Here is a 25,560-nt window from a genome sequence, read left to right as displayed (position 1 = left end):
GCAGGGCTCCTTTTATTTTGGCACTAAGTGGTATTCGGCTAAAAAACGGTCAATAGTTTGTTCGTATTCTTCGGCATTTTCATTGTAGGACTGGGCGTGTCCGCCTTTTTCTGCCATAAACAGCTGTTTTGGCCCGGGCTTTGCCTGAAACAGCGCTTCTGTCATTTCAGGCAAAATAAAATCGTCTTCTTTACTGTGAATAAATAAAACAGGATTTTTTATCCGGCGGACCGCTTCAAGCGGTGACAGCTCCGCCATTTTATAGCGCCCCCGCAGCCAGACAGCCCACTCGGCAATAGCCATGAAAAAAGGCGGCGAAAAGCCAAGTTCCCGTTTCATCTGGTGTTTTACCTGTTCCCGGAAGTCTGAAAATGGGCAGTCCGCTATATAAAAAGCTGCTTTATCCTCCACGGTACCGGCATAGAGCAAAAGAGTAACAGCTCCCATCGACTCACCGTGAATACCGAAAACAACCTGGCTTCCTTCCCGGCGGATCAGCTCGTCTACCACCGCTTTTAAATCATGTTTTTCAAAATGCCCGTAGCTTGTTAATCTTCCTTCTGATTCTCCATGGCGGCGATGATCAAAGAGCACAGCGTTAAAGCCCCGTTTCAAAAACACATTCATATATTTGACCGAGTTTACTTTATGCTCTGTGACGCCATGGCAAAAGATCACATAGGGACGGCCGGGGTGCGGGGTAATAAAAACACTTTTTAAGCGGGTGCCGTCTGACGATGTTACCCAGGCTTCCTTCTTTGGAAGTTCTCTGTAAGCCTGCATGTCGTACCGGCCGGCTTTTGTCTCGCGATCAATAATGGCTTCTTCCGCTTTCCTGGCAATATATAAAATACGATGTGACAGATAAAATCCGGTTCCCGCTGTTACTGCAGCGGCAGACAGGCTGGCTGCCAGTCCTTTTTTTAAAGCCGATGTGCGTCGTAATCGGCTGTTTTTGAGATATCTTGTACCCATTTATATTCTTCCTCCGTGAGCGCGGATTCTTGTACCGCACGGGCATTTTCTTTCAGCTGCTCCACAGAGCTTGCCCCTGCAACAACAGTCGCTGCAGCAGGATGCTGGAGCACATAGCGGAAAGCCAGTCCGTTTAAGGTGCGTCCGGCCGGCAGTTCTTTTTCCAGTGAAGTTAGTACCTTCTCCAGTTCGGCTTCATTGTACCACTTGAGTCCTTTTTTGGATGCTTTCGGCAGCTTGTCACGCCATTTCGGGCTTAAGAGGCCAAAGGCGATTGGACCGCGGGCGGCGACAGTCACGCCGTTCTCTGCTAAAATAGGAAGCGCCTGCATCTCGGGACGGCGGTCCAGTATGCTGTACTGCATCATTACATTTGAAAAATTCGATCTTTTTACATATTCATTGATCACAGTCGGGCGAATCGAGGAAATTCCATAAGCACGAATCAGTCCTTCTGACTTCAGTTCCTCAAAGGCTTCGATGGTTTCATCAATTGGGTCGTCAAGTGTACCGCCATGCAGCTGATACAAATCAATATAGTCAATGCCAAGCCGTTTTAAACTCTGCTTTGCTGCTTCTTTTATGTACGTTTTAGATGCATCCCATGTCCACCTGTCCTTTGTATCCGTCCAGCGGTTGCCTGCTTTTGTTGCAATGACGACTTGATCACGGACTGAATGGAGTGCTTTGCCAACCAGCTGTTCATTAACTCCGAAGTCATATAAGTCTGCGGTATCAAAATAGGTGATGCCTTGATCAAGGGCTGTTTTTAAGATGGCTTCTGCCTGCTTTTCTTCTGTTCCGATCGACATGCAGCCCAGGCCGAGTTCACTGGCGAAAATACCAGACTGTCCAATTTCGCGTGTTTTCAACTTGAATCACCTTCCTTTTTTTAAAAGTGTATCATAGGAAAGGAAAAAATAGAAAAGGAGAACTCTCATGCATAAATTTGAAGAAAAAACGACCAAAACAGAATCTATTTTCAAAGGAAAAGTAATCAATGTGCAGGTGGATGATGTTATCCTGCCAGACGGGAAAACGGCAAAGCGGGAATTAATCAAACATCCGGGCGCTGTCTGTGTGATTGCGATCACCGTCGAAAAGAAAATTATTTTAGTAGAACAATATCGAAAAGCCCTGGAGCGCCCGCTCGTTGAAGTGCCGGCTGGCAAGCTGGAGCCTGGCGAAGAGCCGTCTTATTGTGCAGCGAGGGAGCTGGAAGAAGAAACAGGCTATCGTCCGGGCAGTATTACGCATGTTCAATCTTTTTATACATCGCCGGGATTCGCCGATGAGCTTGTGCATGTATTTCTGGCAAAAGACCTTGAAAAAGTAGAAGGAGGGCTTGTCGCGGACGAAGATGAATTTGTTGAATTGCTGGAAGTAACCCTGGCAGAAGCGGAACAGCTTGCGAAGGAAGAGCGTATTTTTGATGCGAAAACACTCTGGGCGCTTCAATATATCCGCTTAAACGCTCTGGTATAATAGCCAGCCTCCTTTCATATAGTGCGAAAAGAGAGGAGGCCTCCATTCATGTGGACTGCCATCATCGATCATATTCAAAAAAGAGCGGCATTGTATTTATTTTCAGCGGTGCTATTTATGACGGGTACGGCTTTTGGCGCGATGACAGTCAACAGCATGGAACCGGTGCAAAAATCAGAACTGTATACGTACGTAAAAGAATTTTTTGGACAATCTTCAGCAGGTACGGTAGCCAATCCAGCTGATCTCTTTGTTGAAAGCTTGATTCATAATTTAAAGTTCACAGGCGCAATGTGGGTAGCAGGCATCTCTATTATTGGGCTGCCGCTGATTTTTATTCTCCTTTTTTTAAAAGGAGCAGTAACAGGCTTTTCGGTTGGCTTTCTTATTCAGCAAATGAAATGGGACGGGCTCTTTCTTTCGCTTTTAGCCATTTTGCCGCAAAATATCATTCTTGTGCCGGTTTTTTTGTTTACGGCTGTTATGGCAGCTTCGTGCTCGATCCGTCTCGTTCAAAAAATTACAACACGCCAGACCGTGCCTGTTCCAATCGCGAAAAGTTTTTTCATTTACCTGGGCTATATAAGCGGCGGAGCAGCGGCAATTTTGCTTGCTTCGCTGACAGAGGCATTTATTTCGAGCCAGTTTATGAATGTTCTTATAAATAAATTCTTTTGATTCGTGGATGCCTTTTGTTATAATAAGGAGTACATCGGCGAGGGAGGGAACAAACATGGAAAGCCGGATTGACCGAATCAAAAAACAGCTGCATGCAGCAAGCTACAAACTGACACCGCAGCGCGAAGCGACTGTACGTGTTCTTCTTGAACATGAAGAGGACCATTTAAGCGCTGAAGACGTGTACCTCCTCGTTAAAGAAAAAGCACCGGAAATTGGGTTGGCTACAGTCTACAGAACGCTTGAATTATTAAACGAACTTAAAGTGGTTGATAAAATAAATTTTGGAGACGGCGTCTCCCGCTATGACCTCCGCCAGGAAGGCGCAGCGCACTTTCACCATCACCTTGTCTGCATTGAATGCGGCGCTGTGGATGAAATTCAGGAAGATTTGCTTGACGATGTGGAAGCGATTGTCGAAAGCAGATGGAATTTTAAAATTAAAGATCACCGTCTGACATTTCACGGCATTTGCAGCAGATGCCATTCAAAGCAGGAAGAAAGTGAACAGGAAGATTTGGAAAAGCAGCATGCAGAGTAAGCCTTTCGATTTGAATCGAAAGGTTTTTTTATAACGGAGGTACCGTGGTATGAATGATTATGTGAATGATTTTCTGCATTTTTCACTCGTTGAAAAAGGGCTTTCGGCCAACACCATTTCAGCTTACCGCCGTGATTTGCGGCATTACACTGAATATATGGAAAAAGTAGAGCAGGTAAAAGCGCCGGATATTCAGCGCCTGCACATTCTGCATTTTTTAGAACAGCTCAAAGAACAGGGGAAATCATCGAAAACAATTGCCCGCCATATTTCAACAATCCGCTCGTTTCATCACTTTTTGATCCAGGACCGGATCAGCACCCATGACCCGACAAACCATATTGAAACACCAAAATCCGGCCGTACGCTTCCGAAGGTGCTGAATATGGAGGAAACGGAAGCATTGCTTGCAGCCCCGGAGACATCAACACCTTTAGGCCTGCGGGACAAAGCAATGCTGGAGCTGATGTATGCCTCCGGTTTGCGGGTTAGTGAATTAACATCTTTAAATAAGGAAGATGTCCACCTCACAATGGGATTTGTCCGCTGTACAGGAAAAGGCGGCAAAGAACGGATTATTCCAGCGGGCAGCCATGCGCTTGAAGCGATCGAACAATATTTGCAGAATGGCCGCCCGAAGCTTGTTTCTGCCAAGCGGCGGGATGAAGCGCTGTTTTTAAATCATTATGGGCAGCGGCTGACGCGCCAGGGGTTTTGGAAAGTGATTAAAGCGCTGGCGAAAAAAGCGACCATTGAGAAAGAGCTGACACCTCATACGATCCGGCATTCATTCGCCACCCATTTGCTTGAAAACGGTGCGGATTTGCGGGCGGTGCAGGAGATGCTTGGCCATGCAGATATTTCTACTACCCAAATTTATACACATGTTACCAAAACAAGGCTGAAGGATGTATATAGCCAGTTTCACCCGCGCGCCTGAAAAAATACAGGCGCGTTTTGTTTTTTTAAAACAAATGGATTATACTAGAAAACAAGAAGTCAGACTTCTGACATTTGAAAAAGCAAGCGTGATTTGCCAGATGGTCAGGGTAGACTAAAAACAGTACGACCTAGAAGGGAGAAACAGCCAGATGAATGATTCGTTTAAACGGATTCACTTAATTGTTCTCGATTCCGTTGGGATTGGAGAAGCGCCGGATGCTGCTTCATTCGGGGATGAAGGCGCCGATACACTCGGACATATCGCTCAAAAAATGAACGGGCTGCATATGCCGAATACAGCGGCGCTTGGCTTATCAAATATTAAAGAAATTCCCGGCATTCCAAAAGCGGAAAAGCCGGCCGCGTTTTACACAAAAATGCAGGAAGCATCAAATGGAAAAGATACAATGACGGGTCACTGGGAAATAATGGGGCTGAATATCGAAACCCCTTTCCAGGTATTCCCGGATGGTTTTCCTGATTCCCTGATCCAGGAACTTGAAGAAAAGGCAGGCCGGAAAATAATTGGCAACAAGCCGGCCAGCGGAACCGAAATTTTAGACGAGCTTGGCGAGGAGCACATGAAAACCGGAGCCCTGATTGTCTACACGTCAGCGGATTCTGTTTTGCAGATTGCCGCCCATGAAGAGATTGTGCCGCTTGAAGAATTGTACAGTATCTGTGAAACGGCCCGGGCGATGACAAAAACGGGTGATTATATGATCGGGCGCGTGATTGCTCGTCCGTTTGTGGGAGAGCCGGGCGCGTTCAAAAGAACGGCTAACCGCCATGACTATGCACTTAAGCCATTTGGGCGCACCGTTATGAATGAATTAAAGGATGGCGGCCTTGATGTTATTGCGGTTGGAAAAATCGCGGATATTTATGATGGAGAAGGAGTGACGGAAGCGATCCGCACAACCTCCAACATGGATGGGATGGATAAGTTTATTAAAACGGCCGAAAAAGACTTTACCGGCTTATCGTTTTTAAATCTTGTTGATTTTGATGCTTTATTTGGCCACCGGCGGGACCCGGAAGGATACGGCAGGGCACTTGAGGAATTTGACGGCCGTCTGCCGGAATTGATGGACAAATTAACAGAAGACGACCTGCTTATTTTAACGGCGGATCACGGAAATGACCCGATTCACCACGGGACGGATCACACACGTGAATATGTGCCGCTTCTCGTTTATTCAAAAGCCTTTTCGCATGGCGGTGAACTGCCGGTTCGCAAAACATTCGCAGATATCGGTGCCTCGGTTGCTGAAAATTTTCACGTTAAAATGCCGGAGCACGGAAATAGTTTTATGGGGGAATTAACATGAACTTTGACCATATTGAAGAAGCAGCACAGTTTTTAAAAGAAAAGCTTAATCAAGCACCGGAGATTGGCCTTATTTTAGGATCAGGCCTCGGCGTGCTTGCCGATGAAGTAGAAGAAGCCGTTTCCATTCCGTATGAAACAATTCCTCATTTCCCGATTTCTACAGTAGAAGGCCATGCGGGGGAGCTCGTCATTGGGAAACTGTCCGGTAAAACAGTTGCTGCAATGAAAGGGCGTTTTCATTATTATGAAGGCTACACGTTTGAGCAGGTAACCTTTCCGGTCAGGGTAATGAAGGCACTCGGCATTGAAACAATTATTGTGACAAATGCAGCCGGGGGCGTAAATGAGTCGTTTGAACCCGGCGATTTAATGCTTATTTCAGACCACTTAAATTTAATGGGAGGCAACCCGCTGATTGGCAAAAACGATAACCGCCTTGGCGTTCGTTTTCCTGACATGTCTGCAGCATACAGCCGCGAATTGAGGCGGCTGGCAAAAGAAGCGGCGGTGCGAGTCGGCATTTCTGTGAAAGAAGGAGTCTACGCTGCAAATACCGGGCCTGTATATGAAACACCTGCCGAGGTCCGCATGGCACGGGTGCTTGGAGCGGATGCTGTCGGAATGTCGACCGTGCCGGAAGTGACAGCGGCACGCCACGGCGGCATGGCTGTACTTGGTATTTCCTGCATTTCCAACATGGCTGCAGGGATTTTGGATCAGCCGCTTACACACGATGAAGTTATTGAAACAACCGAGAAAGTACGTGCAGATTTTCTTGCTTATGTAAAAGAGATTGTTCAATCTTTGTAAAGGTGTGGTGTCCAAATGAGAATGGTTGATATTATTCATAATAAGCGCAGCGGTCAGGCGCTGACAGATGATGAAATAAAATTTTTTATTGAAGGATACACAAAAGGCGATATTCCAGATTATCAGGCGGCTGCTTTTATGATGGCAATATACTTTCAAGGAATGAATTCGCAGGAAACGGCCGTCCTTACAAAAGCAATGGCAGATTCAGGAGAAACTATTGATTTATCCGGAATTAAAGGACATAAAGTCGATAAACATTCAACAGGAGGAGTCGGCGACAAAGTAACCTTTATTGTAGGGCCGCTGGTTGCTTCAGCTGGGGTGCCGGTCGCGAAAATGTCCGGCCGCGGCCTGGGGCATACCGGCGGTACGATCGATAAGCTTGAAGCGATCGACGGCCTGGAAATTGAAATGTCCAAAGAAAGATTTGTTGAAATTGTTAATACCCATAAACTCGCTGTGGCCGGGCAGACCGGAAACCTGGCGCCGGCTGACAAAAAATTATACGCACTGCGGGATGTGACCGCAACCGTTGAAGCCGTTCCGCTGATTGCCGGTTCGATTATGAGCAAAAAGCTTGCTTCGGGGGCGGACAGCATTGTGCTGGACGTAAAAACGGGGTCAGGCGCTTTTATGAAAACGATGGAGGATTCAGAGGCGCTGGCAAAGGAAATGGTGGCAATCGGCAATAATCTTGGCCGCAAAACGATCGCTATTATCAGCGATATGAATCAGCCACTCGGGTTTGAAGTGGGCAATGCCAATGAAATTAAAGAAGCAGTGGATATTTTAAAAGGAGCGAAAGTAGACGATCTGCGGACACTGTCGCTTGAAATTGCTTCGCATATGACCGTGCTTGCCGGCGCATTTTCCCATTATGACGAAGCACGGACTGCGCTTGAAGCCAATCTTGAAAACGGACGGGCTTTTGAAGCGTTTCGCCGGTTTATTATCGCCCAGGGCGGAGATGCCGGTATGATTGATGATACCTCTAAGCTTCCGCAGGCAAAATTTCATTTAGATATAAAAGCCGAGGAAGAAGGCTTTGTGGCTGAAATCGATGCAGAATCCATCGGCACAGCGGCCATGTATTTAGGCGCAGGCCGGGCAACGAAAGAAGATGCCATTAATCATGCTGTCGGCATTACATTAAAGAAAAAAATCGGCGACCCTGTTCAAAAAGGGGATGTGCTTGTGACTCTGCACGCTGATACCGAATCGCCGGAAAATGCTGTCCAAAAAGTAAGGCAGGCTTACCGGTTCTCACCGGAGCCTATAAACCGGCCGCAGCTTATTCATAAAGTAATCGGAGACTGACTACTGTCAGTCTCACAATGCTGAAAAACAAACTTTTTTAAAGAAATAACAAAGGAAAAGCCGCATTTCACTTTTATCGTTCAGAGAATGGCTATACTTTTATTACGTTATTTTAATTGACAATCTCTCTTTTTTAAAACAGCGTGAGACTGACTACTGTCAGTCTTTTTTTTGTCGAAAATTCAAAGCTTTTTTCTAGTTTTGCCAGCAGGCAGGAAAAGGGCTTTTGGAAAAAGAATTGACGTATCAGCAAGCAAAGGAGGAATCACAATGGTAACCATGAAAGCAGAAGCACAGGGGAAGGTTCTCATCATTCGTCTGACAGGAGAACTGGATCACTATTATTCCGAGCAGGTAAAAGAATTTACTGAACAGCAAATAGACCAGCATCAAACACAGCATCTTATCTGGAATTTAAGCGGCCTTCCTTTCATGGACAGTTCAGGCCTTGGGGTTATTTTGGGCCGTTACCGCCAGGTGAATGAAATGGGCGGAAGTGTGACAGTCTGTGGACTGAACACTCAAGTAAAGCGTCTGTTTCAGCTTTCAGGATTATTTAAAATTATGTATGTGACGCAAACCGAGCAAGAAGCACTCGATCGATTGGAGGAATCATCATGCAGAACGCAATGACGATCTCATTTAATGCTCTCGGTGAAAATGAAGCATTTTCCCGTGTAGCAGTAGCATCCTTCGCTGCCAAGCTCAATCCGACAGTAGATGATTTAGCCGAATTAAAAACAGCTGTGTCAGAAGCAGTGACCAATGCCATTATTCATGGATATGACAGCAATCCGGCTGGAATTGTTTACATCAGTGCATCGATAGAAGACGGGGAAATTGACGTCGTGATCCGCGATGAAGGGCGCGGCATCCGTAACATTGAAGAAGCAAAAGAACCTCTTTTTACAACAAAGCCCGAAATGGAAAGAGCCGGGATGGGCTTTACGATTATGGAGCACTTTACGGATAAACTGGAAATTGAGTCAAGTACCTCTTCGGGAACAATCGTCCGGTTTAAAAAGCGGCTGGCCGGAAAGCGTGTTAACTGTGTTTAAAGAACGGGTTGTGATCCCATGAAACAGGCGGTGCAGCTGTCCGATGGTGAAGTGAAGAAGCTGATTGAAAAAAGTCAGGCTGGCGACTTGGAAGCGCGTAATAAGCTTGTAGAATGGAATACACGCCTTGTCTGGTCAGTTGTACACCGGTTTTTAAACCGCGGCCATGAATCAGAAGATTTATTTCAAATTGGCTGCATTGGCTTAATTAAGTGTATCGATAAGTTTGATTTGTCCTATAACGTAAAATTTTCAACGTACGCGGTACCGATGATTATTGGTGAAATCCAGCGCTTTTTACGTGATGACGGGGAAGTGAAGGTCAGCAGGCGCTTAAAAGAAACAGCCGGAAAAATGAGGCGTGAACGCGAAGCGTTTATTGCCAAATTCGGCCGTCCGCCAACGGTACAGGAATTGGCGGAAAAGCTGAATATTCCGCTTGAGGAAGCGATGATGGCGCAGGAATCTTCCCGGCGCCCGACATCCATTCATGAAACGGTTTATGAAAATGAAGGAGAGCCGATTACGCTGCTTGATCAGCTGGCGGCCCCGGAAGCAAAATGGTTCGAATCCCTGGTGGTGAAAGAAGCGGTTGAAAAGCTGCCGGAACGTGAGCAGCTTATTGTGCTTCTTCGTTTCTTTAAAGATTATACACAGGCGGAAACCGCAGTCCGGCTTGGCATTTCACAGGTGCAGGTATCCAGGCTTGAAAAGCAGATTATGAAAAGCCTGCGGGCAGATATGAATAAAAAATAGCCGGCACGGGGAAACTTCGTAAAAAGCGGAGGTGCTGCTATGGAGCAAATAGTGTACATCAGTTTAAAGCGCCATGTTCGCCTTGACGAACGGCGCATTTCTTTTTTTGATGTGGCCGAAGCGGAAGCGGATGAAAGCATGCAGCCGGTTCTTGAAAAGCTCATTGTCAAAACCGTCAAGCCGTCAGCCGGCAATGTGGTGATTGTTACCATTCTTGATGTTATTCATGCTCTCAAAACAGTTCTCCCGGATGTGCGGGCTGTCATTGCCGGAGAAACCGAAACGATTGTCAGCCTTCAGCCGGTAAAAGCACCGGCCCCTTTTTGGAAAGTCGCCTTCGTCTGGCTGGTCCTTTTTACCGGCGCTGCATTAACTATTATGAATTTTCATGAAGATGTAGCGATGCAAAAAGTACATACGCTTCTGTATGAAAAAATAACCGGTGTCAGAGAAGAACGGCCGCTCTGGCTGCAAATTCCTTATTCAATCGGCCTTGGCCTGGGCATGATCTTATTTTTTAACAGGCTCTGGCAAAAACGCTTAAATGAGGAGCCGGGACCGCTCGATCTAGAAATGTTTAAATATGAAGAAGATATAAATGGTTATCTCGCCGCTAATGAAAAGGATGAGAAGTAAAAGATGAGCATTGTCCTTGCCATTTTTTTAGGCCTGGCCGGTGGATTTGCGACAGGCGCAGGGTATGTGGCGTTCATTACGGTGCTTGGTGTCATTCCAAGACTTGTATCGGCAACCAAGACGAACCCGCACCTTTATTTATATGAATTGTCGCTCGTGTTTGGTGTTTTAGCCGGCACATTTTTGCATATCTTTCAAGTGCAGTTTCACTGGCCGGCTGTTGCAGCTGCATTTTTTGGCTTGTTCAGCGGGTTATTTATTGGGATGTCAGCCGCGGCACTAACAGAAGTACTAAATGTTTTTCCAATACTATCAAAAAGAGCAGGGGTTTTTGCTGAGGTTAACATTTTGATGATGGCGGTGGCATTCGGCAAAATGACTGGCTCCCTCATCCAATGGATTTTATTTTCACCTATGTAAAAGGAGGCAGTACAATGATCAAGCCGGAGGAAGTCGATGCTTATCTGCAGAAAGAGGCAGGTCTTGGCAAAAGCTTTGATACAGGCGTCAGAAAGCTTACGGTAGCCGGAGAGCCGCTCCATCTTTATTTTATTAATGGCCTGTGTGATACAGAGTTCATTATTGAGATCATTCATGCGCTCGTATCAATTGAAAAAAAGGAAAATACCTCAACCGCCTCTTTAGTCAAGGAGAACCTCGTTCACCAGGCAGTCGAAGAAATAAAGGATGTATCTAAGCTGCCGGTGGCCCTCATGTCCGGCCTGATTGTGATTGCCGTACAGGGTGCTTTGTTTACGGTGGATGTGCGAAGTTATCCGGGCCGCCAGCCGGAAGAGCCGGATACAGAAAAAGTAGTACGGGGATCGCGTGACGGATTTGTTGAAAATATTATCGTTAACACGGCTCTCACAAGAAGAAGAATCCGCGACAGCCGGCTTCGGTTCGAAATGATGAAAGCCGGAGAAATGTCGGAAATGGATGTTGCTGTCGGGTATATGGACGGTATTGCCTCACAGGACCTGGTGGACAAAGTTAAACGGGAAATTGAATCTATTAAAACAGCCGGTGTTCCAATGGCAGATAAAACAATAGAAGAGTTTTTAATTAAGCAGCATTATAATCCATACCCGCTTGTCCGGTATACAGAACGTGCTGATATTGCCGCTGCCCATCTGATGGAAGGGCATGTTCTTTTATACACAGATACATCTCCTGCTGTGATGATTACACCGTCTACGTATTTACAGCATATGCAGCATGCAGAAGAATATAGGCAGCTGCCGGCCGCAGGCACGTTTATTCGCCTGCTTCGTTTTATCGGATTATGGATGTCTATCTTTTTGCTGCCGCTCTGGCTCGTATTTGCTGAAAATCCTGATATGCTGCCAAAAGCATTATCTTTTATCGGACCGAACGAAAAAACACATATTCCGCTTGCTGTGCAAATATTTATTGCAGATGTAGGGATTGAATGGCTGCGAATTGCTGCCATTCACACACCACAGCCGCTTTCCACTGCAATGGGGCTTGTTGCGGCTGTTTTAATCGGGCAGATTGCGATTGATACGGGACTTTTTGTAGCGGAAGTTATTTTATACACAGCGATCGCAGCGATCGGCACATTTTCCACGCCAAGCTATGAGCTGGGGCTGGCCAATAAAATGATGCGCCTGTTCATTCTTTTTGTGACAGCTCTTTTCGGGCCGGAAGGGTTTATCGTATCGCTTATGCTTGTTTTCTTATACCTTGTCCGTTTAAAACCGTTTGGAGCTCCATACTTATGGCCGCTTATTCCATTTGATGCCGTCTCTCTGTGGACCATTTTAATCAGGCGCCAGGCTCCGGAAAAAACGGGGATACCGAAAATCAACCGGTCCCATTCCCGCTGACCGTTGATTTTTCATGTATTGAGCAGGTGGGGAATGTATGTTATAGTACTTTTATTCTCATGCCGGATAAACGGCATAACGATAATAGAACGGGGCGATTAAATCTATGCATACATATGGGACAGCAGCTGTCAACAACCGCGGACACCTGGAGATTGGCGGTGTCGATGTAGTAGAAGCAGCTGCTAAATTTGGCACGCCGCTTTATTTATATGATGTAGCGCTGATTCGCGAGCGTGCGAGAGGCTTTAAACAAACGTTTGATAAATTGGGAATCACCGCACAGGTGGCATATGCAAGCAAGGCATTCGCTTCAGTCGCCATGATGCAGCTGGCGGAGCAGGAAGGACTTTCTCTTGATGTAGTGTCGGGCGGCGAATTATATACAGCACAAAAAGCCGGTTTTCCAGCAGAGCGTATTCATTTTCATGGCAATAATAAAAGCCGCGAAGAGCTTGAAATGGCATTTGATGCAAAAATCGGCTGTATTGTGGCGGATAATTTCCATGAGCTGGAGATGATTGGTGAAATCAGTGAAGAGCGCCGTCAGGCCATGAGCATCTTGCTTCGTATTACTCCGGGAATTGAAGCACATACGCATGATTATATTTTAACAGGCCAGGAAGATTCAAAATTTGGTTTTGACTTAAACAATGGCCAGGCTGAAGAAGCATTGACTCTTGCGCTGAAAAAACCATTTGTGCGTGTGCTGGGCCTTCATTGCCATATCGGGTCACAAATTTTTGAAACGACGGGCTTTGTTCTTGCTGCCGAAAAAATTATTGGCAAGCTGGCAGACTGGCACAATCGTTTATCATTCGAGGCGGAAGTGCTTAACCTGGGCGGCGGCTTTGGTATCCGTTATACGGCTGAAGATGATCCGATTGCGCCTGCTGCATATGTCGAAGAAATTATTCGTAAAGTGCAGGCAGAAACGAAAAAGCAGGGGCTTCAAATGCCAGAAATCTGGATTGAGCCCGGCCGGTCTCTAGTCGGCGATGCCGGTATAACCGTTTATGAGACGGGATCGGTAAAAGATGTACCGAATGTACGCAAGTATCTGGCCGTTGACGGCGGCATGAGCGATAATATCCGTCCCGCTTTATATGAAGCAAAATACGAGGCCGTGCTGGCAAACCGTGTGAATGATCCGGTTGAGGAAACCGTTTCGATCGCCGGAAAATGCTGTGAGTCGGGAGATATGCTTATTTGGGACCTGCCGCTTCCGAAAGCAAAAACAGGTGACCTGCTTGCGATGTTCTGTACAGGGGCATATGGCTATTCAATGGCGAATAATTATAACCGGATTCCACGTCCGCCGGTGGTATTTGTTGAGAACGGTGATATGAAGCTGGTAATCCGCCGTGAAACATTTGATGATTTAGTAAAACTGGATCTGCCGCTCGGTCTGCCGCAGACAAATTGATTGAGGGCAGACGAAGTGAAAAGTAATATTATTTTGCTTGTTTTGTTATCGCTGATGGCATTCGGATGGGGACTGTATTACTGGTTTTTCATTGTAAATTAAAAGAGAACACCTTGCGGTTACGTACAGGATTTAGTAAGATAAGAAACGTGGCGATATTAAGCAGGCAAATTCTGCTAATTGAAGAGGGATTTTATATGCTGATTCGATATAAGAAATCGTTTAAGAAAATTGCAATGGGCTTGCTTTCCTACATGCCCCGCGAGAAAGAACTTCGGACACTGAGGGAAACGATTGAAGGGTACGAAGCAGATGCCAGCAGACAGCTGTTTCTCTGGAGAGTAGACGAAGATGTCGTTGGAGTAATTGGGGTGGCTGTCAATGAAGCAAAAGCCGAAATTTTGCATATTGCCGTAAATCCATCTTTCCGCGATGAAGGAATCGGGAAAGAAATGATTGCTGCGGTAACAAAATTATTTTCAGACCGGACGGTTGTCTCAAGTGAATCAACAAACCGATTTTTTAAAAAATGCATGGAAGAAAGCCGGTAAAGGACGATTACATCGTCGCCTTGCCGGCTTTTTTTAATGCTAGCGCAGCTGACCGGGCTTTTAATACGTCGGTGCGGTCGCGCAACATATGCTTATTTGCTACAAACTGTTCATTCAGCTCGGGCTCAAAGCTCTGGACAAAGTGGCCAAATTCTTTTTGGAGCTGGTCATCCGCAATGGGAATCGCAATCGGATGGAAGGGGCTGCCCTGCTTCAATCTGTCGGCCGCCCGCTGGATGGACAATAAAAATGGTTCCGGGTCAATGCCAAGCTGAATCAATGCCTGTTCATTGCGGCTGAGGCATTGCAAAGATTTTTCCGCCATTCGAAGGGCCCCTGTTTGGTTTCCGCGGCGGTAATGATATAAAAAAACAGCACACTGGATTAAGCCAACCCAGACAGAATCACGGGCGCCGCCGATTTTTTTCCAGTATTCTTCTAGCAGCTCATGACATTCGAAATAATCACGGTCAATATGAAAATGTGCCAAAAAAGCCAGATAAGGCACCGGATATGAATACATTCCTTTTCCCCCAGTCAAGTGGTCGGATTGAAGTAAAGCGTATCATGTTTTGTCCGTGTACTCAACTTTAACGCTGAAATCTCTCGTAAAATGAACTATACTTGACGTGGTGCTAAAAAAGCAATGGATACAGGAGAGCATACGATGGAATATAAAGTGAAAATTGATTCATTTGAAGGGCCGCTTGATTTGCTGCTTCATTTAATACAGCAGCTTGAAATAGACATATATGATATTCCAGTCGCAGAAATTACAAACCAATACTTATTATATGTGAACACTATGCAGCAGCTTGAATTGGACGTGGCAAGTGAATATCTTGTCATGGCAGCAACATTGATTGCCATGAAAAGCCGGTCGCTTTTGCCTGACCACTCGTCTGAGGAAGAAGAGTATCTTGATGAAGAAGATCCAAGGGAAGAGCTTGCCCGCCGGCTGATTGAATATAAAAAGTACAAAGAAGCGGCTGGCAGGCTGCACGAATTGGAAGAAGAGCGGACAAAGCTGTATTCACGGCCGCCTGCAGACCAGCTTTTCTCATCGAACGCAGAAGGGCCGCTTGAAGTGACGATTTTTGATATGCTCGGCGCCTTTCAAAAAATGACACGCCGAAAAAAATTAGCGGTACCCCCAAAAGCAACTGTCCGGCGGGAAGAGCTGTCTGTAGAAAAAAGAATGCATACATTGAAAGAAAAGCTATTGGCTTCAAAAAAGCCCGTTCGGTTTGACGATTTATTTGATTCAAATGAACGTGAGGAACTTGTTGTCAGTTTTCTGGCTGTATTGGAGCTGATGAAGCAAAATGAGATCGTTGTTTCACAACAAGGAAATTTTGCCGCTCTCTATGTAGCGGCTGGAGGAAATGAAACATGAAAAATGAAAGTATTATAGAAAGCCTGCTTTTTGCAGCAGGAGACGAAGGACTGACTGCCGGTCAGTTGTCGTCTGTTCTCCGTATTGAAATTGAGGAGGTGCGGGAGATTCTTCAGTCAATGGCAGAAGCTATTGAGCAGGATGAAAAAAGAGGAGTAATGATTACCACATTTGGCGATGAATACAGGCTGATGACGAAAAAAGAAAATGCAGCTTTTATTGAGCAGCTTGCCGAAAAGCCTTCTCCGAAAACACTGTCCCAGGCGGCGCTGGAAACACTGGCCATCATTGCATACAACCAGCCGGTTACCCGTATTGAAGTTGAAGATATCCGGGGAGTTAAAACAGAGCGCCCGATTGCAACGCTGAGCGCCCGAGGGCTTATTGAAGAAGCGGGCCGGGCAGATGCTCCGGGCCGGCCGATCTTATACGTCACTACCGCTGAATTTTTAGATGCTTTTCAGTTACAGAGTTTATCAGATTTGCCGCCGCTTGAAGAAGGCGATGTTTCAATGCAGCAGGAAGCAGACCTGTTTTTTGGCCGGTTTGAAGAAGCACTCGATGAGTAGTCATGCCGCTCTTTCTTTTTTCATATATTAGGGAAAAAAGAAAGGAGCGGACTGATGAAAAAGAGCTGGCTGTTCGCTTTAATCCTGCTCCTCGGGATAGCCGCAATGCCGTCGGCTGCAAAAGCAGAACCGTCTCTCTCAGCCCAGCAGGCTGTGCTGATGGAAATGGAAAGCGGCCGTGTTCTGGCCCAGAAAGATGCCCATGCACGCCGACCGATTGCAAGTATTACAAAAATTATGACTGCACTTCTTGCTGTTGAGTCCGGCCGGCTGAATGAAACGGCTGCGGTTAGTGACCGTGCCCGTCAAATAGAAGGGTCCAGCCTTTACCTGGAAAAAGGGGACAAGCTGACTCTGGAGGAGCTTGTTTATGGATTAATGCTTCGGTCTGGAAACGATGCAGCGATCGCCATTAGTGAGCAGGTTGCCGGGTCAACGGAAAAATTCGCCGTTTTAATGAATGAAAGAGCAAAAAAACTTGGCATGCGCAACACATCTTTTATGAATCCGCACGGGCTTGATGATCCGGCTCATTATTCAAGCGCTTATGATATGGCTCTTTTAACATCAGAGGCAATGAAAAATAAAACCTTCCGCAAAATTGTTTCAACAAGCGTTTATAAAACGAAAAGCAAGCCGGTTCGTGTGTGGGAAAATAAGCACCGCCTCGTCCGGAACGGAGGCATTATTACAGGTGGAAAAACGGGTTTTACGAAAAAATCAGGCCGGACGCTCGTTACAACCGCTGAAGAAAATGGAATGGAAGTCGTGGCGGTTACGCTGAATGCGCCGGATGACTGGCTCGATCATACGTCTCTTTTCAGCTATGCTTTTTCTTCTTATAAAAAAGCGGTCATTGTAGGAAAAACACCTTTTACTGTGCCGGGAGAAGAAGAGCTTTTTTACGCCAAGAAGCTGGTACGGTACCCGATGACAGATAAAGAAAAAAAATCGGCGTATCTTCGGGTAGTGCTGGGCCCGGATAAAAAAGGAACAGCTGAATTATGGATTGGGAAAGAAAAACAAGTATCGACACCCGTTTATCGATCGAAAAGCAGTCCGCCCTCTTTTTGGACGAAACTCAAAAAGGAGCTGATGATATGGTAAGCGTGGTGTTTGCTTTTTTAATGCTGAGCGGCTTTCTTTTTGCGGCTGCAAATGGAACAATGGCAGACGTAAATGAAGCTCTTTTTCAGTCGATGGAGCAGTCCATACAGCTGGCGATCTCACTCGCCGGCATTCTCCTGTTTTGGACAGGGGTGATGAAGACGGCGGAAGGAGCCGGGATCGTTAAAGCACTTGCAAACGCTGTTCAGCCGCTGCTGGGACGCCTTTTTCCTGAAATACCGCCCGGCCATCCTGTATTTGGCTATATCGCCTCAAATATGGCGGCCAATTTTTTTGGGCTTGGCAATGCGGCTACGCCAATCGGCCTGAAAACGATGCGCGAACTAAAAAAGCTGAATGGGGACCGGGACACAGCGAGCCGCTCGATGATCACGTTTCTTGCTTTGAACACAGCGGCAATCACGCTGATTCCGACAACCGTGATCGCGATTGGTGTAAAGCACGGTGCATCAAATCCAACAGATATTGTGATGCCGGCGCTGTTTGCTACAGTGATGTCTTCCGTTTTTGCTGTTTTAATTGACCGCTATTACGCCTACAAGAGGAGACAATAATGGCAGTTTGGCTGATGCCGGTTATCATTGCCGCTGTGATTGCAATTGGGCTTTACAAAAAAGTGAATATTTACGAAACACTGACGGACGGGGCAAAGGAAGGAATACAAACGTGGGTTGCGATTGTACCGCACCTGGTGATCATGATGGCCGCTGTGGCGGTGTTTCGCGCATCGGGCGCCGCAGCAGAACTCGCCTCCTGGGCGGCTCCGGTTCTGTCTTTATTCGGCATTCCGGCGGAGGTGGCCCCGCTCGCGCTGATCCGGCCCATTTCCGGCTCCGCGACGCTCGCAATGCTGGACCAATTAATGCAGGAGCACGGCCCGGACTCTTATATAGCCAAACTGGCGGCTATTATGCAGGGCAGTACTGATACGACGCTTTATGTTCTCGCAGTTTATTTTGGTGCGGCCGGCATTAAAAAAACCGGAGACGCCTTGAAGATTGGGTTGATGGCGGATGCGGCAGCTTTTCTTTTTTCCGTCATTGCAGCCTCCTGGCTTTTGTAGCCAGGTTTCAGGCTGTATCTTGTATTTTCTTCTATAAAAACAGAGGTATGCTGGTGCATTCTTTTCATCAGCAAATGGTTTATGTGTCTGCAAACGGCAGCCTGGCTTTTACAGCCGGGTTTTTTTATTGGGGGCAGCGGGACACAATTTCTTTGTTTTCTTTTCCTTTTTCAATATTTGTGCCATAATGCTTAATGGATGAAAGAACAACTTTAGAGGTGAAATAGATGGAACGATTGCAAAAAGTGATTGCTCAGGCAGGAATTGCATCACGCAGAAAAGCAGAGCAGCTTATTCAGGAAGGGAAAGTTACTGTCAACGGAAAAAAAGTGACGGAGCTTGGCACAAAAGTTGGGCTGCATGATGATGTCCGTGTAGAAGGAGTGCCGCTTGAAAGGGAACGAAAGGTATATTATTTGTTTTACAAGCCCCGCGGCGTTATTTCTGCTGTTACAGATGATAAAGGAAGGAAAACCGTCGTAGACTTTTTTCCGGAAGTGGAAGAGCGCATTTTCCCGGTTGGACGGCTTGACTATGATACATCCGGCCTTCTTCTTTTAACCAATGACGGTGAATTTGCCAACTTAATGACTCACCCGCGCTATGAGATGGATAAAACGTATATTGCGAAAACAGAAGGGATTGTGCAGCGCCACCTGTTGAAGAAGCTTGCATCCGGCATTAAGCTTGAAGACGGCATGACAGCACCGGCCAAAATCAAGGAATTGTCGATTGACCGAAAGAAAAACCGCTCTTTGCTTGAAATTACGATTCACGAAGGCCGCAACCGCCAGGTACGCCGCATGTTTGAAGCGATCGGGCACCCGGTTCAAAAGCTGCGCCGCGACCGCTTTGCGCATTTAACGCTGAATGGCTTGAATGCAGGCGAATACCGGGAGCTGACAGCTCATGAAATAAAGCAGCTGCGGACGCTGGCAGAAACGGGATCCTTGCGTTAAGTCATAAAAATGTCACATTAAAGACCCGGATAAGGCACCGGGAGAAATGATATAATGTACGTAGTTTTGACACATGCCTGTTTTTAAAAGGGAGCAGGTCTGGAGGATGAAGGATGGAGAAAAAGAAGAAAAGATTTTATATGCGGACCGCTATTTTAGCAGTGCTGGCCGGACTTGTTGTTTATGCACTGTACACAAATGTGACTAAAGAGTCCCGCGGCACCCTTGAAGCCGGGGACAAAGCACCGGACTTTGTTTTGACGGATTTAAACGGAGAAACGCATCAGCTTTCGGATTATGAAGGAAAAGGAGTTTTCCTGAACTTCTGGGGCACATGGTGTGAACCGTGTAAAAAAGAAATGCCGCATATGGAAAAACTGGCGGCCGAATACGAAGGTGAAGTGGAAATTTTAGCCGTCAATGTTGGTGAGTCGGAATTTCAGGTGAACAACTTTGCCGAACAGTACGGGCTGACGTTTCCGATCGGACTGGATTCAGGAAAAGAAGTGATGGATACGTACGGGGTTGACCCGCTTCCAACAACATTTATGATTAAGCCGGATGGGACGATCGAGCAAATTGTTATCGGCGGCCTGGTCCAGGAAGAACAGGTACGGGCGTTGTTTGAACGGGTAAGACCATCATCATAAAGGGAGTTTTCGTATGGGGAAAGTGAAATGCGAATGCGGTCACGTAAATCCTAACGGCACGGTTCTTTGTGAATCGTGCGGACGGGCGCTGACGGAAAAAGCGAAAAAAGAAAAGCTTGCCGATATGCGTTATGAAGGAAGTGCGCGCCGCTCACAAACGTACAATAAAACAATCATAGATAAGGTGTGGAATTTCTTTTCCTCGGTAAAGGTCGGCATTTGGATTATCGTTTTGCTGCTTGTTGCTGCTTCATTTGGCACGATTTTGCCGCAGGAGTTTTATATTCCCTCAAATGTGCCTGCTGAAACTTACTATGAAGATGTATATGGAACCTTCGGAAAAATTTATTATATGATCGGATTTCATGATCTATATAATTCTGTCTGGTTCAGCGCGCTTATTGCAGCTCTTGGCGTGTCTCTTGTTATTGCCAGCCTTGACCGGTTTGTTCCGCTGTACCGGGCGCTGAAAAACCAGCGTGTGGAACGGCATGAATCATTTATGAAAAAGCAGCGGCTGTTTGCGGAGCAAAAAGGTGCGCTGCACGATTCCGAGATTGAGAGAGTGAAAGAAGAACTGGCGAAAAAGCGATACAAAGTCCGGGTGGAAAACGGCGCTCTGCTGGCCGAGAAAAACCGCTTTACCAGATGGGGTCCATATGTAAATCATGTCGGGCTGATTATTTTCCTGTTTGGCGCGCTTCTTCGTTCCGTTCCCGGAATGTATATAGATGAGCTGCTCTGGATTCGGGAAGGGGAGACACTGCAGGTTCCCGGCACCAATGGCGCTTATTATATGAAAAATAACGGGTTTACACTCGAAAACTATGAGGCAGGGGAAGACCCGGAAGTGTTTAATGAAGCGATTGACCGGGTTGGGACTGTGGCGAAAAATTACCAGACTGATGCGGTCCTGTACCGGGATGAAAACAATGAACTGCCTGGAGCAAAACCGGACCTGGCAAAAGTGCAGGAAGATTCTATTCAAGTCAATCAGCCAATGAAGTTTGATAACTTTGCTGTTTATCAGACAAGTTTCCGCCAGAATGAAATGAAAGCGATGCAATTTGCTTTAACGAATAAAGAAACGGGCGAGGAATTTGGCGAGATTACGATCGACCTGTTTGATCAGGAAAAGTCGTATGAGCTAGGCAACGGCTATAAAGTGGAACTCCGGGGCTTCTATCCGGATTTCGATGGGTTCAGCGAATCTGGCGAACCGATCTCAAAATCGCCGCTGCCAAACAACCCGGCTTTTCTTTTTAATATGATTACTCCTGAAACGCCGGAGGGAGAAATGAGTTTTGCTCAAATCCAGAATACGATGGAGCCGCTCGGTGAAACAAAATACAAAATGGCGTTTAAAAACCTGGAAACCCGTGATGTATCGGCGTTGACCATTCGGAAGGACTTGACGCTCCCCATTCTGGCGGCCGGCGGCATCATTTTTATGATTGGTGTTATTCAGGGATCATATTGGAATCATCGCCGTCTCTGGATCCGGGAAAAAGACGGCCAGATTTATGTGGCAGGCCACACCAATAAAAATTGGCACGGCTTAAAAAGGGAAATTGGGTCTGTTTTGGACCAGACATTCATTCCGGTTCCAGAAGACAGACAAAAGGATTAAGGGAGGTATGGGAGCATGGATTTAGCAGGCATAAGCAGCACACTGCTTGAAGCAGCATTTTTCTTTTACCTGATGGCAACGTTTCTTTTTGGCGGTGCGATCCGCCAAAAAGGCCTTCGTGACGGGGAAGGGCTGAATCGCTGGGGCAAACTTGGCATTATCGTCACGCTTATCGGGTTTGCTGCGCAGCTGGGCTACTTTTTTACAAGATGGGCAGCAGCAGGGCACGCTCCTGTCAGCAATTTATTTGAATTTACCACTTTTTTTGGCATGATGATTGTCGGCGCTTTTATTTTGATTTTCTTTATTTATAAAACGGCTGTACTTGGCTTGTTTGCCCTGCCGGTTGCCCTTATTATTATTGCGTATGCAAGCATGTTTCCAAGTGAAATCAGCCCGCTCATTCCAGCGCTGCAAAGCCACTGGCTGGCCATTCATGTAACGACTGCTGCGGCAGGGCAGGGCATACTCGGCATCAGCTTTATTGCCGGCATGATTTATCTGGTGAAAAATATTGATCAGTCAGTCAGTACGAAAAAAACCAAATGGCTTGAAGCAGTCATGTTTTTTATTGTATCGGTTGTAGCATTTATTTTGATTACAAGCGGCTTTTCGCTTGCGGATTACAAAGCGGAGTTTGAGTATATTGACAAAGAAGATGCCGCTGCAAAACAGGAGTTTACGATTCCAGCTCTTGTCGGCCCTCATGAAGGAACCCTGTTAACAGAAGGAAAAATGGAGCCGCTTGCCGATATGCCGGCTTTTATAAACGCGAAAAAACTAAACACTGTTTTGTGGTCTTTGATTGGCGGCGTCATTTTATATGTACTGATCCGGGTGCTTACGAGAAAACGGGTGGCTGCACTGCTGCAGCCGTTTGTCCGGAATGTCAGCTCGGATCTTCTCGATGAAATTGGCTACCGCTCTGTATTAATCGGCTTTCCGGTATTTACCCTTGGCGCGCTTATTTTCGCTATGATCTGGGCCCAGATTGCCTGGACGCGCTTCTGGGGCTGGGATCCGAAAGAAGTCTGGGCGCTTATTACCTTTTTATTTTATGCAGCTTTCTTGCATCTGCGCCTGTCACGAGGATGGCATGGTGAAAAATCAGCCTGGCTTGCTGTTGTCGGCTTTGGGATTATCATGTTTAATTTAGTGGCCGTCAACCTTGTTATTGCAGGCCTGCATTCCTATGCATAAGAAATTCTTCTCCCCGTCTTTGGCGGGGCTCTTTTTTTGTATTATAATAGGAGATATTGGCGTATTGGGAGGGAATGTTTTGGAAAAAGAAATGAGCATATTAGTGGTTGATGATGAAGAGCGCATCCGGCGTTTGCTGCGGATGTATTTAGAACGGGAAAATTATGTAATCGACGAAGCGGCTGATGGGGAAGAAGCGCTTCAAAAAGCACTTGAAAAGGATTATGACTGTATTTTGCTGGATTTAATGATGCCGGGCAAGGATGGCATTGAAGTCTGCCGGGAGCTCCGGGTTACAAAGGCAACGCCGGTTATTATGCTGACGGCCAAGGGAGAAGAAGCAAACCGGGTGCAGGGGTTTGAAGTTGGAACAGATGATTACATTGTAAAGCCGTTTAGTCCGCGCGAAGTTGTGCTGCGGGTTAAAGCGCTTTTACGGCGTTCTTCCCCGACAACGTATTTACATACGGATACCAAGTCAAAAGATTTGATTGTTTACAATCACCTGACAATCGATAATGATGCCCACCGGGTCACGGCGGACGGCGAAGAAGTCAATTTAACGCCAAAGGAATATGAGCTTCTTTATTTTCTTGCAAAAGCGCCCGATAAAGTGTTTGACCGGGAGCATCTGCTGAAAGAAGTCTGGCATTATGAGTTTTTCGGTGATTTACGCACGGTTGATACACATGTAAAGCGGCTGCGCGAAAAACTGAACAAAGTATCCGAGGAAGCAGCCAAAATGATTGTAACAGTCTGGGGCGTCGGCTATAAATTTGAGGTCGGGAATGAATGAAGCTGTGGAGAAGTGTCGTCGGGAAGCTGTGGATTACTATTCTGCTTCTCGTTTCCTTTGTGCTCGCTTTCTTAACCATATTGCTATTAGAGTTTTTTGAGAATTATCATATCTCACAGGTTGAGCAGCAGCTGGAAAACACAGCCGAAAAAATTGCCGCTGTTATTGAAGACCATGAAAACGAAGCAACAGGATTGGAAGTCGCCTGGGAACTGGTGGATGATCCGGCTCATATTGTCATTGCTGAAAATGAGCGGCTTTTTCACTTTTCCCCTCTGGAAAAAGAGAAAGCGAAAATCGACCAGGAAACCATTACGTCGAGCCCTGAGCTGTCCGCTGTTTTCAGCAGCCAAAAAAAAGTAGAGGCAGAAATCCGTATAGGATCCGGCAGCGATGCAGACAGCCGGTATGAAAATGCGTTTATTGTAGGAGTTCCGTTTCAAATGAATAACGGCGAAAACGGGGCCGTCTTTATTTATCAGTCGCTTGAAGTGATGAAAGAAACAACAGAGCAGACGACAAAGCTGATACTGGTTGCGGCTGGCATTGCCATTATTTTAACGACCGTTTTTGCTTTTTTTCTTTCAACGCGTGTAACGGCGCCGCTCCGTACGATGCGTGAAGCTGCTACAGAACTGTCACAAGGAAATTTTGATACGAAGGTGCCGATTTTAACAAACGATGAAATCGGGGCGCTGGCCACATCTTTTAACCGGATGGCGTATCAGTTAAAAGGAAACATTCATGCGCTTAACCAGGAAAAAGAGCAGCTCTCGAGTATTCTGAGCTCCATGGCGGATGGAGTTATCACGCTTGATCAGAGCGGCGCGGTGCTGATTACAAATCCGCCGGCCCGGCAGTTTTTGCATGACTGGAATTTTGAAAAAGAAGCAGGCCGTTCTCAGGAAGAAACACCAACACTCCTGCAGGAATTATTTAAAACAGCGGTCGAGACCGAAACAGAGCAGGAAGGCGAATTAACGATGCAGGGGCGTTCCTACGTAATGATTGTCAGTCCGCTTTATAATGCTGATTCAGTGCGGGGAGCGGTTACGGTCGTTCGCGATATGACAGAAGAGCGGCGGCTTGATAAGCTGCGCGAAGATTTTATAGCCAATGTCTCTCATGAGCTGCGAACGCCTATTTCAATGATGCAGGGCTACAGTGAAGCAATTGTAGATGATATCGCAGCAACGGAAGAGGAAAAGCGAGAGATCGCTCAGATTATCCATGAAGAGTCACTGAGAATGGGACGCCTTGTGAATGAATTGCTGGATCTTGCACGGATGCAGGCCGGCCATATTACGCTAAATAAGACGGATACAATCCTTGAACCATTTTTACAGCGAGTAACAAATAAATTCCAGGGTCTTGCGAAAGAAAAAAACATTTTTCTTTCAGCGAAAACGAATGGCACAGAAACAATGGTATCGATTGACGAAGACCGAATTGAGCAGGTGCTGACCAATTTAATTGATAATGCCCTGCGCCACACTCCCGAAAATGGCCGTGTGACGGTTATTCATGAAATAAAAAAGGATGTTCATTTGATCCAGGTGGAAGATTCAGGAGCAGGGATTCCAGAAGAAGATCTTCCCTTTGTTTTTGAGAGGTTTTACAAAGCGGATAAAGCAAGGACGCGTGGAAGAGCCGGCACCGGACTTGGTCTGTCTATTGCCAAGAACATTGTCCAGGCACACGGCGGTACTATTAAAGTGCAAAGTCGGCTGGGACACGGCACCGTCTTTTTCTTTACACTGCCAGGCATGCAGGCTTGACAATTTTTTCTCGTATTTGAGATAATAAAA

General features: G+C 46.4%; 29 protein-coding genes. 26 read left to right on the top strand and 3 right to left on the bottom strand.

Annotated features, from left to right (window positions below; genetic code table 11):
• Window positions 1–12: 12 nt before the first annotated feature.
• Together VP98_RS02850 and VP98_RS02845 are read right to left on the bottom strand one after the other, a co-directional pair.
• Window positions 13–975, bottom strand: coding sequence for an alpha/beta hydrolase (locus VP98_RS02850; protein WP_082087802.1), 963 nt, complete (start codon window positions 973–975; stop codon window positions 13–15).
• A complete protein-coding gene (locus VP98_RS02845) occupies window positions 924–1,847 on the bottom strand; it encodes an aldo/keto reductase (protein WP_046173774.1) in 924 nt (307 codons plus the stop codon). The genes VP98_RS02850 and VP98_RS02845 overlap by 52 nt, the downstream gene beginning before the upstream one ends.
• A gap of 67 nt (window positions 1,848–1,914) precedes the next feature.
• Here VP98_RS02845 and VP98_RS02840 point away from each other — a divergent pair, with 67 nt between their 5' ends.
• From VP98_RS02840 to VP98_RS02770, 15 genes are all read left to right on the top strand, one after another.
• Window positions 1,915–2,460 carry an NUDIX hydrolase gene (locus VP98_RS02840; protein WP_046173773.1) on the top strand — a complete coding sequence of 182 codons (546 nt, stop codon included), beginning with the start codon at window positions 1,915–1,917 and terminating at the stop codon, window positions 2,458–2,460.
• Window positions 2,461–2,508: 48 nt separating this feature from the next.
• Window positions 2,509–3,138 (top strand): stage II sporulation protein M, encoded by a 630-nt coding sequence (spoIIM, locus tag VP98_RS02835; protein ID WP_046173772.1) that lies wholly within the window; start codon window positions 2,509–2,511, stop codon window positions 3,136–3,138.
• Window positions 3,139–3,193: 55 nt separating this feature from the next.
• The gene (gene fur, locus VP98_RS02830) at window positions 3,194–3,679 is read left to right on the top strand and encodes a ferric iron uptake transcriptional regulator (protein WP_046173771.1); all 486 of its coding nucleotides are present in this window, start codon (window positions 3,194–3,196) and stop codon (window positions 3,677–3,679) included.
• Between the two features lie 49 nt (window positions 3,680–3,728).
• Window positions 3,729–4,619 carry a site-specific tyrosine recombinase XerD gene (xerD, locus tag VP98_RS02825; protein WP_046173770.1) on the top strand — a complete coding sequence of 297 codons (891 nt, stop codon included), beginning with the start codon at window positions 3,729–3,731 and terminating at the stop codon, window positions 4,617–4,619.
• A 151-nt stretch (window positions 4,620–4,770) separates the two neighbouring features.
• On the top strand, window positions 4,771–5,952 hold the full coding sequence (gene deoB, locus VP98_RS02820; protein ID WP_046173769.1) for a phosphopentomutase: 1,182 nt from the start codon (window positions 4,771–4,773) through the stop codon (window positions 5,950–5,952).
• Window positions 5,949–6,764 (top strand): purine-nucleoside phosphorylase, encoded by an 816-nt coding sequence (locus VP98_RS02815; RefSeq protein ID WP_046173768.1) that lies wholly within the window; start codon window positions 5,949–5,951, stop codon window positions 6,762–6,764. The genes deoB and VP98_RS02815 overlap by 4 nt, the downstream gene beginning before the upstream one ends.
• A 15-nt stretch (window positions 6,765–6,779) precedes the next feature.
• Entirely contained in the window at window positions 6,780–8,084 is a 1,305-nt protein-coding gene (locus VP98_RS02810; protein ID WP_046173767.1) for a pyrimidine-nucleoside phosphorylase, read from the top strand.
• A 270-nt stretch (window positions 8,085–8,354) separates the two neighbouring features.
• Window positions 8,355–8,717 carry an anti-sigma F factor antagonist gene (gene spoIIAA / locus VP98_RS02805; RefSeq protein ID WP_046173766.1) on the top strand — a complete coding sequence of 121 codons (363 nt, stop codon included), beginning with the start codon at window positions 8,355–8,357 and terminating at the stop codon, window positions 8,715–8,717.
• Window positions 8,702–9,142 (top strand): anti-sigma F factor, encoded by a 441-nt coding sequence (gene spoIIAB, locus VP98_RS02800; protein WP_046173765.1) that lies wholly within the window; start codon window positions 8,702–8,704, stop codon window positions 9,140–9,142. Before spoIIAA ends, spoIIAB begins: the two co-directional genes overlap by 16 nt.
• An 18-nt stretch (window positions 9,143–9,160) precedes the next feature.
• The gene (gene sigF, locus VP98_RS02795; protein ID WP_046173764.1) at window positions 9,161–9,898 is read left to right on the top strand and encodes an RNA polymerase sporulation sigma factor SigF; all 738 of its coding nucleotides are present in this window, start codon (window positions 9,161–9,163) and stop codon (window positions 9,896–9,898) included.
• 39 nt (window positions 9,899–9,937) lie between these two features.
• The gene (locus VP98_RS02790) at window positions 9,938–10,534 is read left to right on the top strand and encodes a stage V sporulation protein AA (protein WP_046173763.1); all 597 of its coding nucleotides are present in this window, start codon (window positions 9,938–9,940) and stop codon (window positions 10,532–10,534) included.
• Window positions 10,535–10,537: 3 nt separating this feature from the next.
• Window positions 10,538–10,954, top strand: coding sequence for a stage V sporulation protein AB (locus VP98_RS02785; protein ID WP_046173762.1), 417 nt, complete (start codon window positions 10,538–10,540; stop codon window positions 10,952–10,954).
• Between the two features lie 14 nt (window positions 10,955–10,968).
• On the top strand, window positions 10,969–12,384 hold the full coding sequence (locus VP98_RS02780) for a spore germination protein (protein WP_197076540.1): 1,416 nt from the start codon (window positions 10,969–10,971) through the stop codon (window positions 12,382–12,384).
• 106 nt (window positions 12,385–12,490) lie between these two features.
• Window positions 12,491–13,810 (top strand): diaminopimelate decarboxylase, encoded by a 1,320-nt coding sequence (gene lysA / locus VP98_RS02775; RefSeq protein WP_046173760.1) that lies wholly within the window; start codon window positions 12,491–12,493, stop codon window positions 13,808–13,810.
• Between the two features lie 197 nt (window positions 13,811–14,007).
• Window positions 14,008–14,361, top strand: a complete 354-nt coding sequence (locus tag VP98_RS02770) for a GNAT family N-acetyltransferase (protein ID WP_046173759.1) — start codon at window positions 14,008–14,010, stop codon at window positions 14,359–14,361.
• A gap of 7 nt (window positions 14,362–14,368) precedes the next feature.
• Here VP98_RS02770 and VP98_RS02765 read toward each other — a convergent pair whose 3' ends face one another.
• The gene (locus VP98_RS02765) at window positions 14,369–14,884 is read right to left on the bottom strand and encodes a DUF309 domain-containing protein (protein ID WP_046173758.1); all 516 of its coding nucleotides are present in this window, start codon (window positions 14,882–14,884) and stop codon (window positions 14,369–14,371) included.
• Between the two features lie 144 nt (window positions 14,885–15,028).
• Between VP98_RS02765 and VP98_RS02760 the strand changes: the two genes are divergently transcribed.
• The 11 genes from VP98_RS02760 to VP98_RS02710 all read left to right on the top strand — a co-directional run bounded on the left by VP98_RS02760 (window position 15,029) and on the right by VP98_RS02710 (window position 25,530).
• Complete coding sequence (locus tag VP98_RS02760) at window positions 15,029–15,757, top strand: segregation/condensation protein A (RefSeq protein ID WP_046173757.1); 729 nt, start codon at window positions 15,029–15,031, stop codon at window positions 15,755–15,757.
• Window positions 15,754–16,326, top strand: a complete 573-nt coding sequence (scpB, locus tag VP98_RS02755; protein WP_046173756.1) for an SMC-Scp complex subunit ScpB — start codon at window positions 15,754–15,756, stop codon at window positions 16,324–16,326. The genes VP98_RS02760 and scpB overlap by 4 nt, the downstream gene beginning before the upstream one ends.
• 54 nt (window positions 16,327–16,380) lie before the next feature.
• Window positions 16,381–17,433 carry a D-alanyl-D-alanine carboxypeptidase family protein gene (locus VP98_RS02750; protein WP_046173755.1) on the top strand — a complete coding sequence of 351 codons (1,053 nt, stop codon included), beginning with the start codon at window positions 16,381–16,383 and terminating at the stop codon, window positions 17,431–17,433.
• Window positions 17,427–18,008, top strand: a complete 582-nt coding sequence (locus VP98_RS02745; protein ID WP_046173754.1) for a nucleoside recognition domain-containing protein — start codon at window positions 17,427–17,429, stop codon at window positions 18,006–18,008. The genes VP98_RS02750 and VP98_RS02745 overlap by 7 nt, the downstream gene beginning before the upstream one ends.
• Window positions 18,008–18,517, top strand: coding sequence for a spore maturation protein (locus VP98_RS02740; RefSeq protein WP_046173753.1), 510 nt, complete (start codon window positions 18,008–18,010; stop codon window positions 18,515–18,517). The genes VP98_RS02745 and VP98_RS02740 overlap by 1 nt, the downstream gene beginning before the upstream one ends.
• Before the next feature lie 227 nt (window positions 18,518–18,744).
• Complete coding sequence (locus VP98_RS02735; RefSeq protein ID WP_046173752.1) at window positions 18,745–19,476, top strand: pseudouridine synthase; 732 nt, start codon at window positions 18,745–18,747, stop codon at window positions 19,474–19,476.
• A 113-nt stretch (window positions 19,477–19,589) separates the two neighbouring features.
• Entirely contained in the window at window positions 19,590–20,126 is a 537-nt protein-coding gene (gene resA / locus VP98_RS02730) for a thiol-disulfide oxidoreductase ResA (RefSeq protein WP_046173751.1), read from the top strand.
• 13 nt (window positions 20,127–20,139) lie between these two features.
• Complete coding sequence (locus tag VP98_RS02725; protein WP_046173750.1) at window positions 20,140–21,756, top strand: cytochrome c biogenesis protein ResB; 1,617 nt, start codon at window positions 20,140–20,142, stop codon at window positions 21,754–21,756.
• Window positions 21,757–21,771: 15 nt separating this feature from the next.
• Window positions 21,772–22,956: a c-type cytochrome biogenesis protein CcsB gene (gene ccsB / locus VP98_RS02720; RefSeq protein WP_046173749.1), complete on the top strand. Its 1,185-nt coding sequence runs from the start codon at window positions 21,772–21,774 to the stop codon at window positions 22,954–22,956.
• A gap of 79 nt (window positions 22,957–23,035) precedes the next feature.
• On the top strand, window positions 23,036–23,752 hold the full coding sequence (locus VP98_RS02715) for a response regulator transcription factor (RefSeq protein ID WP_046173748.1): 717 nt from the start codon (window positions 23,036–23,038) through the stop codon (window positions 23,750–23,752).
• Window positions 23,749–25,530 (top strand): ATP-binding protein, encoded by a 1,782-nt coding sequence (locus VP98_RS02710; protein ID WP_046173747.1) that lies wholly within the window; start codon window positions 23,749–23,751, stop codon window positions 25,528–25,530. The genes VP98_RS02715 and VP98_RS02710 overlap by 4 nt, the downstream gene beginning before the upstream one ends.
• The last annotated feature ends 30 nt before the right edge of the window (window positions 25,531–25,560 follow it).

The organism is Domibacillus indicus, from assembly GCF_000970685.1.
Lineage (GTDB): Bacteria > Bacillota > Bacilli > Bacillales > Domibacillaceae > Domibacillus > Domibacillus indicus.
This window is presented reverse-complemented; position numbering and strand designations above follow the sequence as displayed.